General features: G+C 75.0%; 19 protein-coding genes and 1 riboswitch. Of the genes, 18 read left to right on the top strand and 1 reads right to left on the bottom strand.

The features are described 5' to 3' along the window. Positions 1–46: 46 nt before the first annotated feature. The 12 genes from CPE01_RS03400 (at position 47) to CPE01_RS03345 (ending at position 10,214) form a co-directional block, all read left to right on the top strand. Entirely contained in the window at positions 47–676 is a 630-nt protein-coding gene (locus CPE01_RS03400; RefSeq protein WP_146805221.1) for an HAD-IA family hydrolase, read from the top strand. Positions 677–761: 85 nt separating this feature from the next. Continuing rightward, positions 762–1,703 carry a methionyl-tRNA formyltransferase gene (gene fmt, locus CPE01_RS03395; RefSeq protein WP_146805220.1) on the top strand — a complete coding sequence of 314 codons (942 nt, stop codon included), beginning with the start codon at positions 762–764 and terminating at the stop codon, positions 1,701–1,703. Then, entirely contained in the window at positions 1,700–3,352 is a 1,653-nt protein-coding gene (locus CPE01_RS03390; protein WP_146805219.1) for an RsmB/NOP family class I SAM-dependent RNA methyltransferase, read from the top strand. Before fmt ends, CPE01_RS03390 begins: the two co-directional genes overlap by 4 nt. Positions 3,353–3,406: 54 nt before the next feature. Further along, positions 3,407–4,069: a ribulose-phosphate 3-epimerase gene (gene rpe, locus CPE01_RS03385; RefSeq protein ID WP_146805218.1), complete on the top strand. Its 663-nt coding sequence runs from the start codon at positions 3,407–3,409 to the stop codon at positions 4,067–4,069. Positions 4,070–4,144: 75 nt separating this feature from the next. Continuing rightward, positions 4,145–4,288, top strand: a riboswitch (FMN riboswitch). Positions 4,289–4,401: 113 nt separating this feature from the next. Beyond that, complete coding sequence (gene ribD / locus CPE01_RS03380) at positions 4,402–5,448, top strand: bifunctional diaminohydroxyphosphoribosylaminopyrimidine deaminase/5-amino-6-(5-phosphoribosylamino)uracil reductase RibD (RefSeq protein WP_146805275.1); 1,047 nt, start codon at positions 4,402–4,404, stop codon at positions 5,446–5,448. Then, the gene (locus CPE01_RS03375) at positions 5,449–6,048 is read left to right on the top strand and encodes a riboflavin synthase (protein ID WP_146805217.1); all 600 of its coding nucleotides are present in this window, start codon (positions 5,449–5,451) and stop codon (positions 6,046–6,048) included. Next, positions 6,045–7,439: a 3,4-dihydroxy-2-butanone-4-phosphate synthase gene (ribB, locus tag CPE01_RS03370; RefSeq protein WP_222592862.1), complete on the top strand. Its 1,395-nt coding sequence runs from the start codon at positions 6,045–6,047 to the stop codon at positions 7,437–7,439. The genes CPE01_RS03375 and ribB overlap by 4 nt, the downstream gene beginning before the upstream one ends. After that, positions 7,436–7,912: a 6,7-dimethyl-8-ribityllumazine synthase gene (gene ribH / locus CPE01_RS03365; RefSeq protein ID WP_146805216.1), complete on the top strand. Its 477-nt coding sequence runs from the start codon at positions 7,436–7,438 to the stop codon at positions 7,910–7,912. Before ribB ends, ribH begins: the two co-directional genes overlap by 4 nt. Further along, complete coding sequence (gene pnuC, locus CPE01_RS03360) at positions 7,909–8,664, top strand: nicotinamide riboside transporter PnuC (protein WP_146805215.1); 756 nt, start codon at positions 7,909–7,911, stop codon at positions 8,662–8,664. The genes ribH and pnuC overlap by 4 nt, the downstream gene beginning before the upstream one ends. Then, positions 8,651–8,914 carry a phosphoribosyl-ATP diphosphatase gene (locus CPE01_RS03355; RefSeq protein ID WP_146805214.1) on the top strand — a complete coding sequence of 88 codons (264 nt, stop codon included), beginning with the start codon at positions 8,651–8,653 and terminating at the stop codon, positions 8,912–8,914. Before pnuC ends, CPE01_RS03355 begins: the two co-directional genes overlap by 14 nt. 20 nt (positions 8,915–8,934) lie before the next feature. Continuing rightward, positions 8,935–9,783, top strand: a complete 849-nt coding sequence (gene hisG / locus CPE01_RS03350) for an ATP phosphoribosyltransferase (RefSeq protein ID WP_146805213.1) — start codon at positions 8,935–8,937, stop codon at positions 9,781–9,783. 2 nt (positions 9,784–9,785) lie between these two features. Beyond that, positions 9,786–10,214: a PH domain-containing protein gene (locus CPE01_RS03345; protein ID WP_246783699.1), complete on the top strand. Its 429-nt coding sequence runs from the start codon at positions 9,786–9,788 to the stop codon at positions 10,212–10,214. Between the two features lie 70 nt (positions 10,215–10,284). Here CPE01_RS03345 and CPE01_RS03340 read toward each other — a convergent pair whose 3' ends face one another. Then, on the bottom strand, positions 10,285–11,436 hold the full coding sequence (locus CPE01_RS03340) for a DUF3866 family protein (protein ID WP_146805212.1): 1,152 nt from the start codon (positions 11,434–11,436) through the stop codon (positions 10,285–10,287). 33 nt (positions 11,437–11,469) lie between these two features. Between CPE01_RS03340 and CPE01_RS03335 the strand changes: the two genes are divergently transcribed. The 6 genes from CPE01_RS03335 (at position 11,470) to CPE01_RS03310 (ending at position 16,097) form a co-directional block, all read left to right on the top strand. Next, the gene (locus tag CPE01_RS03335; protein ID WP_146805211.1) at positions 11,470–12,531 is read left to right on the top strand and encodes a helix-turn-helix transcriptional regulator; all 1,062 of its coding nucleotides are present in this window, start codon (positions 11,470–11,472) and stop codon (positions 12,529–12,531) included. Next, a complete protein-coding gene (locus CPE01_RS03330) occupies positions 12,524–13,519 on the top strand; it encodes a helix-turn-helix transcriptional regulator (RefSeq protein WP_146805210.1) in 996 nt (331 codons plus the stop codon). The genes CPE01_RS03335 and CPE01_RS03330 overlap by 8 nt, the downstream gene beginning before the upstream one ends. A 1-nt stretch (position 13,520) precedes the next feature. After that, on the top strand, positions 13,521–13,847 hold the full coding sequence (locus tag CPE01_RS03325; RefSeq protein WP_146805209.1) for a hypothetical protein: 327 nt from the start codon (positions 13,521–13,523) through the stop codon (positions 13,845–13,847). Positions 13,848–14,036: 189 nt separating this feature from the next. Beyond that, complete coding sequence (gene tatA, locus CPE01_RS03320) at positions 14,037–14,351, top strand: Sec-independent protein translocase subunit TatA (protein ID WP_146805208.1); 315 nt, start codon at positions 14,037–14,039, stop codon at positions 14,349–14,351. Positions 14,352–14,397: 46 nt separating this feature from the next. Then, a complete protein-coding gene (gene tatC, locus CPE01_RS03315; RefSeq protein WP_146805207.1) occupies positions 14,398–15,183 on the top strand; it encodes a twin-arginine translocase subunit TatC in 786 nt (261 codons plus the stop codon). Beyond that, the gene (locus CPE01_RS03310) at positions 15,180–16,097 is read left to right on the top strand and encodes a diacylglycerol/lipid kinase family protein (protein WP_146805206.1); all 918 of its coding nucleotides are present in this window, start codon (positions 15,180–15,182) and stop codon (positions 16,095–16,097) included. The genes tatC and CPE01_RS03310 overlap by 4 nt, the downstream gene beginning before the upstream one ends. Positions 16,098–16,107 lie beyond the last annotated feature (10 nt).

The raw sequence follows: 16,107 nt of genomic DNA, 5'->3' as shown, positions 1-16,107 counted from the left end.
CGCCCCGCGGTGCCGGCGCCGTGGCGAGGACGACGAAGGAGGTCTCGTGACCGATGAGCCGACCCGCCCACGGGCGGTGCTGTTCGACCTCGGGAACGTGCTGGTGGGCTGGGACCCGTACCAGGCGTTCGTCGGGCGTCTGCCGCGCGACCTCGTCGACGCGTTCTTCACCGACGTCGACTTCGGTCACCTCAACCGGCGGCAGGACGCCGGCCGTCCGTGGCGGGACGCGAGGGCCGAGCTCGAGCGGACGCTGCCGCACCACGTCCCGGCGCTCGACCTGTACGTCGCGCACTTCGACGACGCGCTGACGGGGCCGGTGCCGGGGACCGCGGCGATCGTGCAGGACCTGGTGTCAGGCGGCGTCCGGGTGCTCGGTCTGACGAACTGGTCGGCTGAGCTGTACCACCACGCGGCGCCCGCGGCGGTGGCGATCGGCCTGCTGGAGGATGTCCTCGTCTCGGGTGAGGTCGGCCTCGTCAAGCCGGACCCGGCGATCTTCCGGCTCGCCGCGCGCCGGTTCGGCCTCGACCCGGCCCGCACGGTGTTCGTCGACGACGCGCAGGCCAACGTGGCGGCGGCGGCCGAGGAGGGCTTCGACGCGTTGCTGTTCACCGACGCGGACACCCTGCGCACCCAGCTCGCCGAGCGCGGCCTGGTGCCGAGCGAGCGCTGATCGGGCGGCCGCGACGCCCTGCGCCTGCGGTCGGTCGTCCCGGCCGTGCGCGTGACCGGCGCGCCGCGCTCATAGGATCGGTGCCATGCGTCTGCTGTTCGCCGGTACCCCCACGCCTGCACTGGCGAGCCTCGAGGCGCTGATCGCGTCGCGCCACGAGGTCGTCGCGGTGCTCACCCGCCCCGACGCGCGCGCGGGTCGAGGTCGCACCCTGGCGCCGAGCCCCGTGAAGGCCCGCGCGCTCGAGGCCGGCATCCCGGTCCTGACGCCCCGCACGCTGCGCGACGACGACGTGGTCGAGCAGATCCGTACGCTGGGTGTGGACGCCGCGCCCGTGGTCGCCTACGGGAACATGATCCCGTCCGGGCTGCTCGACGTGCCGACGCACGGCTGGGTCAACCTGCACTTCTCGGTCCTGCCGGCCTGGCGCGGTGCCGCCCCCGTGCAGCACGCGATCATGGCGGGTGACGAGGTGACGGGTGCGACGACGTTCGTGATCCAGGACGGGCCGGTCGACACCGGCCCGGTGCTCGGCACGCTCACCGAGACGATCCGACCGCGCGACACGTCCGGGGACCTGCTGGACCGGCTCGCGGTCGCCGGAGCGACCCTCCTGGTCCGCACGCTCGACGCGCTCGAGGCCGGGCAGCTCCAGCCCGTCCCGCAGCCCGACGAGGGCGTCAGCCGGGCACCCAAGGTCGAGGCCGAGGACGCGCGCGTGCGGTGGAGCACCCCGGCGCACGTCGTCGACCGGCGCATCCGCGGCTGCACTCCCGCGCCCGGTGCGTGGACGACCCTGCCGGACGGCTCACGGCTCGGGCTCGGGCCGGTGACCGTGGCGCGCGAGGTCACGGACCTCGCGCCCGGTCACGTGCGCGCGGGCAAGCGTGAGGTGCTCGTCGGTACGGGGGGACACGCGGTGCTGCTCGGCGAGGTCACGCCCCAGGGCAAGCGCCCGATGCCCGCGGCCGACTGGGCGCGCGGTGCGCGGCTGGCCGACGACCTGGTGCTGGGTGCCGACGCATGAGCGGCACCGACGACCGCGACGGCCGCGACGACGCGCGACGCCGCGACGACGGAGGACGCCGAGACGATCACGGTCGCGGGCGAGGCCACGGCGATCGCCGTCACGACGAGCGGCGCGAGGAGATCCGGCGCCACGAGGGCCGCGGCCCCGAGCGGCGCGACGAGCGCGGCCGCCAGCGCGGCGCGGCTCGCGCCGAGGGGCGCACGCAGCGGTCCGCGCAGGCGCCGTCGCAGCGCACGCGGCACTCCGACCCGGCGCGCGCCACGGCCTACGACGTGCTGCGCGCGGTCGACGAGGGTGACTCGTACGCGAACCTCGTGCTGCCGCCGCTGCTGCGCGAGCGGGGGATCGAGGGCCGCGACGCGGCGTTCGCGACCGAGCTGACGTACGGGGCCCTGCGCCTGCGCGGGCGGTACGACGCGGTCGTCGAGCAGGCCGCCGGACGCGACGTCACGGCCGTCGACCCGCCCGTGCTGGACCTGCTGCGGCTGGGCGCCCACCAGCTGCTCGGCATGCGAGTGCCGGCGCACGCGGCGGTGTCGCAGACGGTCGGGCTCGCGCGCTCGCGCGTCGGGACGGGTGCGTCGCAGTTCGTCAACGCGGTGCTGCGTGCGATCTCGCGTCAGGAGCTCGCGCAGTGGCTCGAGCTGATCGGGGACGCCGCGGACCCGGCCGGCGACGACCCGCTGGCCAGGCTCGCGGTGACCGAGAGCCACCCGGCGTGGATCGTGCGAGCCCTGCGCGAGGCCCTCGTCGGCGACGGCCGCCCTGCGGACGAGGTCGCGGCGTTGCTGGCCGCCGACAACGCGGCTCCCCGGGTCGCGCTGGTCGCGCGGCCGGGCCTGGTGACGCCCGACGAGGTCGCCGAGCAGATCGGCCCGGGCGCGGCACCCGGCCGGGTCTCGCCGTACGCGGTGCTCCCCGGTGGCGGCGACCCGGCGGGTGTCCCCGCGGTGCGCACAGGCCGCGCGGGCGTCCAGGACGAGGGCAGCCAGCTGGTCGCGCTCGCCCTGGCCGCGGCACCGCTCGACGGCCGCGACGAGCGCTGGCTCGACCTGTGCGCGGGTCCGGGCGGGAAGGCCTCTCTGCTCGCGGCGCTGGCGGCCGGCCGCGGCGCGCGCCTGGTCGCGAACGAGGTCCAGCCCCACCGCGCGCGCCTCGTCGAGCAGGCGCTGCGGGCCGTGGCCGGCAGCGCGGTCGAGGACGTGCGGACCGGTGACGGGCGCGCGTTCGGCACGGCCGAGCCCGGCGCGTACGACCGCGTCATGGTCGACGCCCCGTGCACGGGGCTGGGCGCGCTGCGTCGTCGTCCCGAGTCGCGGTGGCGCCGCACGCCCGCCGACCTCGCGGGACTCGCGGGGCTGCAGCGCGAGCTCCTGGGCTCGGCGCTGCGCACGGTCCGGCCGGGGGGAGTCGTCGCGTACGTGACGTGCTCGCCGCACCTCGTCGAGACACGCCTCGTCGTGACGGACGCGGTCCGTGCAGCGGCCAAGGACGGTCTCGACGTCGAGGTGCTCGACGCGCGTGCGGTCGCGCGCGAGGTCGCCGCCGGACCCCTGGACCTCGTCGGGGACCGGTCCGACCTGCAGCTGTGGCCGCACGTGCACGGCACCGACGCGATGCACCTGACGCTGCTGCGACGCCGGTAGCGGCGTCGGCGGTGCGCCGAGCGGGTGCGGCGGGGGCCTCGCTAGGCTGATCCGGTGTCCGTCAAGATCGCGCCCAGCATCCTGTCCGCCGACTTCGTGAACCTCGAGCGCGAGCTCGGCCGGATCGCGACCGCGGACCTCGTGCACGTGGACGTCATGGACAACCACTTCGTGCCGAACCTGACCCTCGGTCTGCCGGTCGTGAAGCGGATCGCGGAGATCTCGCCGGTCCCCGTGGACGTGCACCTCATGATCGAGGACGCGGACCGCTGGGCGCCGGAGTTCGCGCGCGCCGGTGCGGCGTCGGTGACCTTCCACGCCGAGGCGACGCAGGCGCCCGTGCGGCTCGCACGCGAGCTGCGCAGCCTGGGCGCGCGCGCGGGCGTCGCGGTGCGTCCCGCGACGCCGGTCGAGCCGTTCCTCGACCTGCTGCCGGAGCTCGACATGGTGCTCGTCATGACGGTCGAGCCGGGCTTCGGCGGGCAGTCGTTCATCGAGGGCACGCTCCCGAAGGTCCGGCGCACGCGGGAGGCGATCACGCGCGCAGGCACCGGGACCTGGCTCCAGGTGGACGGTGGCGTGTCGCGCGAGACGATCGCCCGGATCGCGCAGGCGGGCGCGGACGTGTTCGTCGCGGGCTCCGCGGTGTACGGGGCCGACGACGTCGAGGGCGAGATCGCCGCGTTGCGGCAGCTCGCGTCCACGATCTGGGCCTGAGCAGGGCGCCTGGACGATCGCTCGTCGGGATGTGGCATCATCCGAGGAGGACATGACGCACGTCGTGTCCGCAGTACACGTGCTCCGGGGTCGGTGAAAGTCCGAGCCGGCGGTGACAGTCCGCGACCCACGCGCCAGACGAGCGATCGTCGACCGGGTGGTTGACCTGGTGGAACTCCAGGACCGACGGTGAAAGTCCGGATGGGAGGAAGTACGTGGCGGCGCGCACCCGTGGTGCGTGCCGTTGTCGCGTGGTGCCTCCCACGTGACCCCCGGAGCCCGTCGTGGCCCGGGAGGTGGACGTGACCAGCACAGCCGACGAGCGTGCGGCGATGGTGCGCGCGTTCGAGCTGGCCCGGCGCGGTCCCGAGCACGACCCCAACCCTCGTGTGGGCTGCGTGCTGCTGCGCCCCGCCGACCCGACCGACTCGCGCGCAGCCGGCGGGCCGGGGACGACGACGATCGCAGAGGGCTGGCACCGCGGTGCGGGCACGCCGCACGCCGAGGTCGCCGCCCTCGCCGACGCCGCCAGCCGCGGCGAGGACACCCGCGGCGCGACCGCGGTCGTCACGCTCGAGCCGTGCTCGCACACGGGCCGCACCGGGCCGTGCACGCAGGCGCTCCTGGAGGCGGGGGTCGCACGCGTCGTCGTCTCCGTCGAGGACCCCAACCCCGTCGCCGCCGGCGGCGCGGACGTGCTGCGGGCCGCGGGGGTCGACGTGACCACCGGCGTGCTCGCGGAGCAGGGCCGCGAGCTGCTCGGCTCGTGGTTGCCGCGCGTCGGCAAGGACCGTCCGTTCGTGACCCTCAAGACCGCCACGACGCTCGACGGGCGGGTCGCCGCTCTCGACGGGTCGAGCCGCTGGATCACGGGTCCGGTCGCGCGTCGGCACGCGCACGAGCTGCGGGCTCAGGTCGACGCGATCGTCGTCGGGACCGGCACCGCACTACGCGACGACCCCTCGCTCACGGCCCGCACCGCCGACGGCTCGCTCGCCGGCCACCAGCCGCGCCGCGTCGTCGTCGGCTTCCGGGACGTCCCCGCGGACGCGCGCCTGCGCGGGCCGGGGGGCGAGCTCGTGCAGGTCCGCACGCACGACCCGGCCCAGGTGCTCACCGAGCTGGCCGCGCTGCCCGGCCCGCCGGTGCGCCGCGTGCTCGTCGAGGGTGGCCCCACGCTCGCCGCCGCGTTCCTGCGGGCCGGGCTCGTCGACGAGGTGCACGCCTACGTCGCACCCGTCCTGCTCGGTGCCGGGCCGGTCGCCGTCGGCGAGCTCGGCATCACGTCCATCGCCGCAGCCGTGCGGCTCGAGCCGGTCAGCGTGCTGCCGCTCGGGCCGGACGTGCTCGTCGTCGCCACACCCGTCCGGGAGGTCTGAATGTTCACCGGGATCGTCGAGGAGCTCGGCACCGTCGTCGCGATCGAGGACCTGGGGTCCGACGCGCGCCTGCGGGTCCGCGGGCCGCTCGTCACGTCCGACGCGCACCTGGGCGACTCGATCGCCGTCGACGGCGTGTGCCTGACCGTGAGCGAGCTTCCCGGTGACGGGACGTTCGCGGCCGATGTCATGCCCGAGTCGCTGCGCCGCACGGCGCTCGGCACGCTCGTGCCGGGTGCGCCGGTGAACCTCGAGCGCGCGCTGGCCGTCGGCGGGCGGTACGGCGGGCACGTCGTCCAGGGGCACGTCGACGGGGTCGGCACGATCCTGCGACGCGACCCGGGGGAGCGGTGGGACGAGGTCGAGGTCGCTGTCCCCGCCCCGCTCGCGCGCTACGTCGCCGAGAAGGGCTCGATCGCGGTGTCCGGCGTCTCGCTGACCGTCACGCACGTGGGCGACGAGTCGTTCGGCGTCTCGCTGATCCCGACGACGCTCGAGCACACGACGCTCGGCGGGCTGTCCGTGGGCTCGCCCGTGAACCTGGAGGTGGACGTGCTCGCGAAGTACGCCGAGCGGCTGCTGACGGCGGTGGCCCGATGAGTGAGCGCCGCCGCGACGAGGTCGTGACCGGGGACGTCGTGACCGGGACCGTCGAGCAGGCGCTCGAGGCGCTGCGCGCAGGGCGGCCGGTGCTCGTCGCGGACTCGCCCGACCGGGAGAACGAGGCCGACGTCATCCTGGCGGCGCAGTCCGCGACGCCCGAGTGGGTGGCCTGGACGATCCGGCACTCGTCGGGCTACCTGTGCGCCCCGATGCCGTCCGCACGAGCGGACGCGCTCGACCTGCCGCTCATGGTGCCGCACAGCCAGGACCCGCGCCGGACCGCCTACACGGTCACGGTCGACGCCGCGACCGGCGTGTCGACCGGGATCTCGGCGGCGGACCGCGCCCGCACGCTGCGCGTCCTCGCGGACCCCGCGAGCGGGCCGGTCGACCTCATCCGGCCGGGGCACGTCCTGCCGCTGCGCGCGGTGCCGGGCGGCGTCCTGCACCGCGCGGGCCACACCGAGGCCGCCGTCGACCTGTGCCGGCTCGCGGGTCTGCGGCCCGTCGGGGCCATCGCGGAGCTCGTGAACGACGACGGCTCGATGGTCCGGCTCCCCGAGGCCTCCCGGCTCGCGCAGGCGGAGGGTCTGGTCCTCCTGACGATCGCCGACCTGGTCGCGTGGCGGCGTGAGCACGACGACGTCGTCGAGACCCCGCAGCCGGGCGAGGGCCGTCCGCGTGTGCACGCGACGCACACCGCGTACCTGCCGACCCGGCACGGCGACTTCCGCATCCACGGCTTCCGGGACCTGCGCACGGGCGACGAGCACGTCGCGCTCGTGCCGACGAGCGGCCTGGCCGCGACGCCCGTCGTCCGGGTGCACAGCGAGTGCCTCACCGGCGACGCGTTCGGCTCGGCGCGCTGCGACTGCGGCCCGCAGCTCGACGCGGCGCTCGAGATCGCGGCCGAGCAGGGCGGCGCCGTGGTCTACCTGCGCGGGCACGAGGGCCGGGGGATCGGCCTGCTCGCCAAGGTCGCGGCGTACGCGCTGCAGGACGAGGGGCGGGACACCGTCGAGGCGAACCTCGACCTCGGGTGGCCCGCCGACCGCCGCGAGTACGGCAGCGCGGCCGCGATCCTGCGTGCGCTCGGCGTCGAGCGCGTCCAGCTCCTGACGAACAACCCCGCCAAGGTCGCGGGCCTGCGCGCGCACGGCGTGGAGGTCGTCGAGGTGCGCGGCCTCGAGGTGGGCCGCACGCCGCAGAACGAGGCGTACCTGCGCACCAAGGCGACGTCGATGGGCCACGTGCTGCACCTCGACGCCGCGAACGACCCCGCCTCCGTGCGGGACCCCATCCCCGTCGCACCCGTCCACGCCGCACCGGCGACGCCGGGCGCGGACCGGGCCGACCACACCTACGCACCCCTGGAGGACCTCGCATGAGCGGCGCCGGAGCACCCACCCTGACCGTCGACGGCACGGGCCTGCGCGTCGTCGTCGTCGCGGCCTCGTGGCACACCGTCGTGATGGACGGTCTGCTGGACGGCGCACGCCGCGCGCTGGCCGAGGCCCACGTGGAGGACGTCACGGTCGTGCGCGTGCCCGGCACGTTCGAGCTCCCGGTCGCGGCGGCCGTCGCCGCGCGCGGCGGGGCGGACGCGGTCGTGGCGCTCGGCGTCGTGATCCGGGGCGGCACGCCGCACTTCGAGTACGTGTGCTCGGGGGCGACCACGGGCTTGACCGACGTCGCGGTGAGCACGGGCGTGCCGGTGGGCTTCGGCGTGCTGACGTGCGACGACGAGCAGCAGGCGCTCGACCGTGCCGGGCTGCCCGGCTCGGTCGAGGACAAGGGGTACGAGGCCGCCCAGGCGGCCGTCGCCACGGTCGCGGCGCTGCGTGGCCTGACCCGCGCGTGAGCGGCCCGGTGGGGTGGCTGTTCGACGCCACCGTGACGATCGCGGGCCACGAGATCCTGTGGCGCGAGATCGTCGGCAACCTGTTCGGCCTCGCGTCGGCGGTCGGCGGGCTGCGCCGCAAGGTGTGGGCCTGGCCCGTGGGCATCGTCGGCAACGTGCTGCTCTTCACGGTGTTCCTCGGTGCCGTCTTCGACACGCCGCAGCACCGCGACCTGTACGGGCAGGCCGGTCGCCAGGTGTTCTTCGTCGTCGTGTCGGTCTACGGCTGGATGCGCTGGAGCCGGACCCGACGGGCCGCGCTGGACGCCGGCGTCCCGGACGCCCCCGCGGTCGAGCCGCGCTGGGCGGGCCTGCGCGGGTGGGCGCTGCTCGGTCCGGCGGCCGTGGTCGGTACGGTCGCGTTCGCGTGGGTGTTCCGTGAGCTCGGCTCGTGGGGGCCGTGGGCGGACGCCTGGATCTTCACGGGCTCGCTGCTCGCGACGTACGGCATGGCCCGCGGCTGGATCGAGTTCTGGCTGATCTGGATCGGGGTGGACGTCGTCGGCGTCCCGCTGCTGCTCTCGGCGGGCTACTACCCGTCGGCCGTCCTGTACCTCGTGTACGGGTGCGTCGTCGCCTACGGGTTCGTCGTGTGGTGGCGCGCGCAGCGCCTCGCGCCACCCCTCGTCGTGGCGACGGACGTCCCAGCCCCCGAACCCGCGACGGGCGGGCGCGGCGCACCGTCTACCCTTGGCCGACGTGAAGACCTTTGACGCGCTGTTCGCCGAGCTGTCGCAGAAGGCGGTGACCAGGCCTGCGGGCTCCGGCACCGTCGCCGAGCTGGACGCGGGCGTGCATGCGATCGGCAAGAAGATCGTCGAGGAGGCCGCCGAGGTCTGGATGGCCGCGGAGCACGAGGGCGACGAGCGCACCGCTGAGGAGATCTCGCAGCTGCTCTACCACCTGCAGGTGCTCATGCTGGCGCGCGGGCTCACGCTCGACGACGTCTACGCCCACCTCTGAGCCCGTCCGAAGGAACTCCTGTGCTGCGCATCGCCGTCCCAAACAAGGGCTCGCTGTCCGAGCCCGCCGTCGAGATGCTCCGTGAGGCCGGCTACCGCCAGCGGCGCGACTCGCGCGAGCTCGTCCTGCCCGACCCGGACAACGACGTCGAGTTCTTCTTCCTGCGCCCGCGCGACATCGCGGTGTACGTCGGCGCGGGCACGGTCGACGTCGGTATCACCGGGCGCGACCTGCTGCTCGACTCCGAGTCCGCCGCGGTCGAGCACCTGCCGCTCGGGTTCGCGCGCTCCACGTTCCGCTTCGCCACGACCGCAGGCACGCTGACCGACCTCGAGCAGATCGCCGGCCGGCGGGTCGCGACGTCCTACCCGGTCCTGGTGCGCGCGAGCCTCGCCGAGCGCGGCATCGAGCCCAGCGCGATCGTCCGCCTCGACGGTGCGGTCGAGAGCGCGATCCGGCTGGGCGTCGCCGACGTGATCGCCGACGTCGTCGAGACCGGTTCGACGCTGCGCGCAGCAGGTCTGGACGTGTTCGGGGAGCCGCTGCTGCGCTCGGAGGCGGTGCTCGCGCGACGCTCCGACGTCGAGGTGCCTGCCGGGCTCGACGTGCTGACCCGGCGCCTGCAGGGCGTGCTCACCGCGCGCGAGTTCGTGCTGATGGACTACGACTGCCCCCTCGAGCTCGTCGACCAGGCCGTCGCCATCACGCCGGGTCTGGAGTCGCCGACCGTCTCGCCGCTGCACAACAGCGACTGGGCGGCCGTGCGCGCCATGGTCCGGCGCGACCAGACCAACCGCGTCATGGACCAGCTCTACGACCTGGGTGCGCGCGCAATCCTCGTCACCTCGATCCACGCCTGCCGGCTGTAGCCGTGGCGCAGGCCCTCGCGCCGTTCCGACCTCGCCTGGCGCGGATCGCCTCGCTCGCGCTGGCCGTCGTCGTGGTGCTCGCTACCGTGCTGCTCGTCGTGCTGATGCCGTTGTCGTCGCTGGATGTCGCGGGTTTCGTGCTCTTCGCCCTCGCGATCGTCTGGTTCTGCTGGCGTCAGGCGTCGGTCGCGGCGGTGCCCGACGAGGACGGCCTGACCGTCCGCAACCTCATGGTCACGACGCGTCTGACGTGGCCGCAGGTGGTCGCGGTCCGGTTCGGCGACCGCCCGTGGGTCCAGCTCGACCTCGCCGACGGTGACACGCTGGCCGTCATGGGGATCCAGCGCGCCGACGGCGAGCGCGCCCTCGCGGAGGCGCAGCGCCTGTCGACGCTGGTGGCGGCGCGCAGCGGCACCGAGCGCGACGACTGACGCACCGCCGACGACCGAGCAGCCCCGACCGCCCGACTCGCGCCGCCCGGTGCTGCTGCGGCGTCCCGCGCTACCGAGCAGGCTGGTCGAGCAGCGCGACCGCGTGGACCCCGGCGACGGCCGCCGCGAGGAACGCCGACGGGTCCTGGTCCAGGCCGCGGCCCATGGTCGACAGCCGCACGGGTGACGTCGTGAGCGCGTGCCAGACGTCGGGACCGGCCGGGACCTCGACGAGCCGATGACGGCCCTCCGGCTCGACGAGCACGGCGGCCTGCTCGCGCACCCGAGCGCTCAGGGGTCCCAGCCCGGGCTCGGCCGGGTCGAAGACCGGGACGACGACGTCCGCGGGCACGAGCGCGACCTTCCCGTACGCGGTCAGCGAGTGGTGCGAGATCCCGAGGTGACGCTCGCGGGGATCGGCACCCGAGACGCGCAGCGACGCGACCGGTCGCCCGCCCAGGACCGCGGCCGCGTTGATGGCCTCTCCGGCCGCGACGCCTGAGAAGCCCCACCGCGTGCCCGTGCCGAGGTTGCCGGGTCCCTGGACCACGACCGCGAGGTCCGCACCCGCGACGTGCCTGGCCGCCAGGAGCGCGGTGTGCACCGAGACGGTCTCCAGGTCGCCGCCGAACGCCTGGCCGGCGGTGATGCACGTGGAGATCCAGCCGGCGTCACGCAACCCCGCCACCGAGCGGGAGAACCACGCGGGCAGCGCCCCGCCGTCCGTCATCACGTACGCGATGCTCGGCACGGCACGACCCGCGCGCTCGGCCGCGAGGCGGGCGCCCGCGACGATCGCGGGGAGAGCGGAGTGCAGGTCGGCGACGACGACGGGCAGGCCGTCCAGGTCGTCGGCGTCCCGCATCGTGTCGTGGTGCTCGGACTCCTGGTCGTCGACGCCGAGCACCATGGCCTGCAGCGGCGTGTAGCGCGCCTTGACGAGGTGGCCCGGCGACGGAGGCGGGTCGGCCGGCTGGCCGTCCGCCGGGGCGATGACCAGCGCGTACCCGCCCGTGCCGAGCCCGCGGGCCAGCGCGGAGACGTTGACCCACACGCGACGGCCCCGCTCGAGGGAGCCGACGAGCGCGGGGTACGCGAGCGACTTGACCCTCGCCGGCAGCGTCGGGTCAGCCCACGGCTGGTCCAGAGCCACCGTCAGCTCGGTGGCCCCCTGCCACGACGTCCCGACCTGTTCGACGACACCCGCACGCCACGTGATCACGTCTCCACGCTACCGGCCACTACGGTGGACCCGATGCCCAGTCCGATCGACCCCGCCGAGCGCCTGCTCAACCTCCTCATCGCCCTCGTGAACACGCACGGGCGCATGACGAAGGAGCAGGTGCGCGCCTCCGTGGCCGGATACGCCGACGCCCCGAGCGACGAGGCGTTCGAGCGCATGTTCGAGCGCGACAAGGACACCTTGCGCGACCTCGGTATCCCGCTCGTGACGGTGACCGACGCGGGGCACGGAGACGACATCGGCTACCGCATCGACCTCGACGCGTACGCGCTGCCCGCGATCGACCTGACCGCGGCGGAGCTCGGCGTGCTGACGCTCGCGGCCCAGACGTGGCAGGACCGCACGATGCGCGGGGACACCGCGCGTGCGCTCACGAAGCTGCGCGCGGTCGGCCAGGGCCCGGGTGCGACCGACCTGGTCGCGGGCCTCGCGCCCCGCGTGCGGTCGGGCGGGGCGGTGTTCGCGCCGCTGCTCGACGCCGCGCAGGCGCGCCAGGTGGTGCGCCTGACGTACCGCGCGGCCAGCACCGGGGAGGTGCGCGAGCGGCGCGTCGAGCCGTGGCAGCTCATCGCGCGGCGGGGTGGCTGGGTGCTCCTCGGCTGGGACCAGGACCGTCAGGCGACGAGGTCGTTCCGGCTCAGCCGCATCGAGGGTTCGATCAAGACCGTGGGGGAGCCGGGCGCGTTCCCGGCGCCCAGCCCCGAGCAGGTCGAGCAGGCCATGGCCGCGTGGCGCGAGGGACCGGCGCGCATCGCGACGCTCGCGGTGCTCCCCGAGCGGGCCGAGGCGACGCGCGTGCGCGCGATCGAGGCGCCCCCGGGCGCGCCCGACTGGTCGCAGGACCCCGTCGTCGGGCCGCTGGTCGTCGGACGTGACGTCGTGCACGTCGCATTCCGCAACGCGTGGGAGCTCGCCGAGGAGCTCGTCGGCTACGGCGACGCGGTGCTCGTGCTCGACCCGCCCGACGTGCGGGGACGTGTGCTGGACCTGCTGGAGCGCGCCGCGGCGCTCGACGCGGTGCTCGACCGGGCGCCCGTGGACGACGCCGAGGTGCTGGAGGTGGAGCGTGGCTGAGCGCGCGAGCGACCGCGTGGTCCGGCTGCTCGGCCTGGTGGCGTTCCTCGACCGGCACGAGGGCGCGTCCGTCGAGGAGCTCGCCCGGCAGTTCGGCGTGACCAGCGAGCAGGTCATGGCGGACATCGACACGCTGTGGGTCAGCGGGACGCCCGGGTACCTGCCGTACGACCTCATCGACTTCGACTTCTCGTCGTACGAGCGCGGTGTCGTGCGGCTCACCGAGTCGCGCAACATGACGCGTCCGCTGCGGCTGAGCGCGCGCGAGGGCGTCGCGCTCGTCGCGTCGCTGCGCGCGCTGGACGCCGGCCTGGGGGGCGCGCTCGACGACGAGCGCGCGCAGGTCGTCCGCTCGGCGCTCGCGAAGCTCACCGCTGCGGTGGGCGACGCCGCCGGCACGGTCGACGTGTCGCTGACGCTCGCGGCCGCGCCCGAGGTCGCGGCGGCGCTCGCGACGTCGCTGCGCGAGGGACGTCGGCTCCACCTGCGGTACGTGAACGCCGCCGACGTCTCCTCCGAGCGTGACGTCGACCCGATCCGGCTCGTGACCGACACCGACCGCTCGTACCTGCTCGGCTGGTGCCATGCGGTCGAGGGGGAGCGGCTGTTCCGGGTCGACCGCATCCTGACGGCACGTGTGCTCGACGAGCCCGCCGAGCACCACCGCGTCGAGTCCGGCGGCGAGTTCGCACCGGGCGACGACGGCGAGCTCGTCACCGTGCACCTCGCGAGCCCGGGGAGGTGGATCGCCGAGTCGACGCCCGTGCAGGAGGTGCGCAACCTCGAGGACGGCTCGTTCGAGATCGACCTGCGCGTCGTGAGCCCGGCGTGGCTACGGCACCTGGTCATGCAGGCCGCGAACGAGATCATCGACGTGCGTCCCAGGTCGGTCGCGGCCGAGGTCGCGAGCACCGCGCGGGCGGCCTTGGCGGCGTACGGGCCGCTCGCGCGCACGTCGCGCGTCCGCGACGACCACGGGGGAGCCTGACGTGTGGTTCGCCCTGTGGTCGGTGCTCGTGGTGGGGACGCTCGTCGGCGCGTTCTTCCTGGCCCGTCGGTTGTGGCGCTCGGTCGTCGCGCTCGGGCGTGAGCTCGCCCGCGCGGGCGAGGCCGCGAGCGAGCTCGCGACGCGCGCCGAGCAGCTCGCCGAGCTGGCGGCCCGGGAGCGTCCCGACACCTCGGCCACGCTCTTCACGGACCGCGACGAGCTCCGCGCGGCGGTGTGGCGGCTGCGTGCGGACCGACGGGCCCGTCGCGAGGCGCGTGCCGAGCAGCACGCGGCCACCGCGCGCGGCTGGCGCACCTACTGGACCTGACCACCGCCCGGACCAGATCACCGCCTGGACCTGACCGCCGCCTGGACCCACGACCGCCTGTGCCGACGACCGGCCGGCGCTGACCGTCACATGCGGCGCATGTCGCGTGGCGTGTGCGTCGTCGGGGTGCGCGTCGCGCGACCGCGGCCGGTTAGGATCGGGCGACTCCGGACGCGAAGAGGGACTCACATGGCACGGAACCTGCAGGGTTGGCACATCGTCGTCCTGGTGGTGGTGATCCTGCTGCTGTTCGGCGCGAAGCGCCTGCCTGACCTCGCCAAGAGCGTGGGCCAGTCGTTGCGCATCTTCAAGCGCGAGATGAAGGACCTCACCGGCGACGACGCGCCCGCCACGCACGCGCCCACGACCCCCGCCGCGCCCGTGCCGCCCGTCTCGCCGTCCACCGCGCCCGCCGCACCGCCGGTGCCCGGCGCCTCGCCGCAGGCCGAGCGGCCGTCGCCGGCGGACCGGCCGAGCGAGAGCGACTCGAGCTCGACCTCCTGAGGGACCCGTGGCCACCGATCGTCGGGGGTCCGCCCCCGGCGGACGGATGCCCCTGCGGGCGCACCTGCTCGAGCTGCGTCGCCGCCTGTTCTTCGCCGCGCTGGGACTCGTCGTCGGCGCGATCGCCGGCTGGTTCCTCTACGTCCCGGTGCTGGACCTCCTGCAGCAGCCCCTGAGGGACGTCGCCGCGGACCGCGACACGATCGTCGCGCTGAACTTCGCGGGCGTCGCGACGTCGTTCGACATGAAGATCAAGGTCTCGCTGTTCCTGGGCGTCTTCGTGTCGAGCCCGTGGTGGATCTACCAGCTGTGGGCGTTCGTGACTCCCGGTCTGACGACGAAGGAGCGGCGCTACGCGGTCGGCTTCCTGGCTGGCGCGGTGCCGCTGTTCCTCGCGGGTGCGGCGCTCGCGTTCTGGGCCCTGCCCAACGCGGTCCGCCTGCTCACGGAGTTCACGCCCGAGGACGCGACCAACCTCATCGACGCGCAGACGTACCTCAGCTTCGTCATGCGGCTGCTGCTCGCGTTCGGGCTCGCGTTCCTGCTCCCGGTCCTCATGGTCGCCCTCAACTTCGCGGGGATCGGCCGGGCCGAGACGTGGCGCCGGGCGTGGCGCTGGGCCGTCCTGGTGGCCTTCACGTTCTCGGCGGTCATGACCCCGACGCCCGACGCGCTGACGATGATCGTCGTCGCGCTGCCGATCTGCGGCCTGTACTTCGTGGCGCTCGGGGTGTGCGCGCTGCACGACCGCCGGGTCGACCGGCGGCGACGCGCCGAGGGTCTCCCGGCGCTCGACGGGTCGATGCCCCCCGAGCAGGATCGGCTCGCATGACGGCCCGCATCGGGCTGGTCGTGAACCCGACCGCGGGGAAGGGCCGGGGCTCGGCTGCAGGTCGCGAGGCGCACGCGCGCCTGAGCGGGCTCGGCTTCGAGGTCGAGGACCTCTCCGGCCCGTCGCTCGCGCAGGCCACGGACCGCGCGCGTGCGGGCGCCCTCGGCGGGCTGGCCGCTCTCGTCGTGGTCGGTGGTGACGGCATGGTGCACCTCGGTGCGAACGTCGTCGCCGGCACGGAGGTGCCGCTCGGCATCGTCGCGGCCGGCACGGGCAACGACATCGCCCGCACGCTCGAGCTCCCGCGCGGAGACGTCGCCGCGTCCGTGACCGCGATCCAGCACGGCCTCGCGACGGGGCCCCGCGCGATCGACGCCGTGCGGGTCGGCCCGCCGGGCACCCGACGGCGCGAGTGGTTCGTCGGTGTGCTCTCGTGCGGCATCGACGCCGCGGTCAACGCGCGCGCGAACGGGTACGCGTGGCCGAAGGGCTCGGCGCGCTACGTGCGCGCGCTCGCCGGTGAGCTCGGCCGGTTCCGGCCGTTCGGGTACCGCGTGACGTACGACGGCCAGGTGTGGGAGTCGCCCGGGACCGTGGTCGCGGTCGCCAACGCCCGGTGGTTCGGCGGGGGAGTGAAGATCGCGCCCGACGCGCGTGTCGACGACGGGCTGCTCGACGTCGTCGTCGCCGGGCCGTTCACCAAGAGCGGCGTCGTGCGGATCTTTCCCGGCCTCTACCATGGCAAGCACGTGGGCGACCCGCGCGTGCAGGTGCTGCGCGCACGTGACGTGCTCGTCGAGGCGGTGCCCGCCCTCGGCGCGGTGCCGCCACCGGCGTTCGCGGACGGCGAGCGGATCGGCCCGCTGCCCCTGCAGCTGAGCGTCGTGCCCGGCGCGCTGTCCGTCCTGGCCTGACCAGGCGTGC

The sequence above is a fragment of the Cellulomonas persica genome, from assembly GCF_007989825.1.
Lineage (GTDB): Bacteria > Actinomycetota > Actinomycetes > Actinomycetales > Cellulomonadaceae > Cellulomonas > Cellulomonas persica.
This window is presented reverse-complemented; position numbering and strand designations above follow the sequence as displayed.